At 66.4% G+C, this 1601-nt stretch carries 2 protein-coding genes; one reads left to right on the top strand and one right to left on the bottom strand.

The features are described 5' to 3' along the window. Positions 1 to 27: 27 nt before the first annotated feature. Positions 28 to 813 carry a helix-turn-helix transcriptional regulator gene (locus tag A5652_RS21715; RefSeq protein WP_067356532.1) on the bottom strand — a complete coding sequence of 262 codons (786 nt, stop codon included), beginning with the start codon at positions 811 to 813 and terminating at the stop codon, positions 28 to 30. Between the two features lie 64 nt (positions 814 to 877). On the opposite strand from A5652_RS21715, the gene A5652_RS21720 reads away from it, so the two are divergent. Then, positions 878 to 1318, top strand: coding sequence for a nuclear transport factor 2 family protein (locus A5652_RS21720; protein WP_067356535.1), 441 nt, complete (start codon positions 878 to 880; stop codon positions 1316 to 1318). Positions 1319 to 1601 lie beyond the last annotated feature (283 nt).

Below are 1601 nucleotides of genomic sequence, written 5' to 3' on the forward strand. Positions count from 1 at the left end.
GTGCGTGTGAATTCGCCGCCGCTCTCGTCAATCCCAGTTTTCCGGTACTCCGAAGGTTTCGTTGAGCCCTTGCCGTCCGGCGTCGGTGAGCACAACTGCGCGGCGTTGACTGATGTGACGGATCCAGTCCAGCTCGAACAGGCGTCGGGTAAGCGCGGCTCCGAGCGCCCCGGCGAGGTGGTGGCGTTGTTCGGACCAGTCCACGCAGTACCGGATCATGGGCTTGCTGCCGCTCAGGGCGGCCAGGTCTATACCGCAGGCGCTCAGGGTGTCTCGCCCTTTTGCGGTGAGCCGGTAGGTGAGGTCGGTTCCGGGAGCCGACAGTCGGTCCGCGGCGGCTTCGTCGGGGCGATGGCGTCCGTCGCCGCCCACGAGCAGGTCCCGGTCGAGCATCGCACTCATGATCGCAACCCCCAGCCTCCCGGCCAGGTGGTTGTAGCAAGTGCGGGCGCGGCGCAGCGCGTGGGCACGCGTTCCTTGCCGCAGGGAGCGGATCGGCTCGGGCGCAGAGATCCGGGCGAGTGCCTCTAGAGCTTCGGCGACGGGCGGGCCGGCCAGACGAAAGTAGCGGCCACGGCCTTGACGGGTCACGGTCAGCAGGCCGGCGTCAACGAGCCGGGCAAGATGTTCGCTAGCCGTCGAAGCGGCCACCCCAGCTTCGGCAGCCAGCACGCTGGCCGGCAGCGCGCGGCCATCGAGTAACGCCATCAACACCCGGGCACGAGCACGCTCGCCGATCAGTGCGGCAACGCTGGAGATATCGGCGTCACCGCCGTGCCCGGCGGCGATTGCGATAGCAGGATTGCCCGACATGCCACCACGATAGGGGGCGGACGTTTCGGACGGCGCCGAAGTGATTTGGCGTCAAGATGAGGCTATGGACACCTACGACACCGCAGCGAACGCGACCGCCTCGCCTGGCGCGATCGAGGAAGTGATGCACGCGTGGGAGAGCGCCCTGGCCGCCCATGACCTGGAGGCCCTGCTCGCCTGTTATGCGCCCGATGCAACGTTGGAGAGCCCCGTAGCCGCCCACATCACCGGAGTTGGAGTTCGCCGAGGCCACGCGCAACTACGGCCGTTCCTCGCCGAGGTGGTAGCCCGGACCCCAAAGCTGCGCACCTATCACCGGGCCGGCTTTTTCACCGACGGCCGGCGAGCGACCTGGGAGTATCCGCGCATGACACCGCAGGGCGAGCAAATGGATTTCGTTGAGGTGATGGAGATCGAGGAAGGCTTGATCCTGGCCCACCGGGTCTATTGGGGCTGGCGTGGCGTCTCGATCCTGATGAACGACGAATACCACAGGGATTCCTGATCGCGCGCACGAGTGTCGGGCGCCTTCGGCGCTCGAAGGCTCTACCGTCTTCGAACACCCCGGCGACTTCGATGCCGCTCACGTCAACGCCCGCGAACACATCGGCTTTGGCACCGGTGTTCACGCTCGCCTCGGCGTGCCGCTCACTAGCGTGGAACTCAACATCGGGCTGCAGGCACTCTCCGAGCGTTTCCTCCGCCTCACCTTGCGGGCGAACCCGATCCGAACGACAGCACCCTGTTGCACGGAATCAAATACCTACCTGTCAACTCCGACCGGCCAG

It is taken from the genome of Mycobacterium sp. 1165178.9, from assembly GCF_001673555.1.
Taxonomy (GTDB): Bacteria; Actinomycetota; Actinomycetes; order Mycobacteriales; family Mycobacteriaceae; genus Mycobacterium.

What these genes read in the sequence shown, in the direction of transcription:
- A5652_RS21715 (WP_067356532.1), bottom strand. Translation starts at nt 813, where the DNA reads ATGTCGGGCAATCCTGCTATCGCAATCGCCGCCGGGCACGGCGGTGAC.
- A5652_RS21720 (WP_067356535.1), top strand. Translation starts at nt 878, where the DNA reads ATGGACACCTACGACACCGCAGCGAACGCGACCGCCTCGCCTGGCGCG.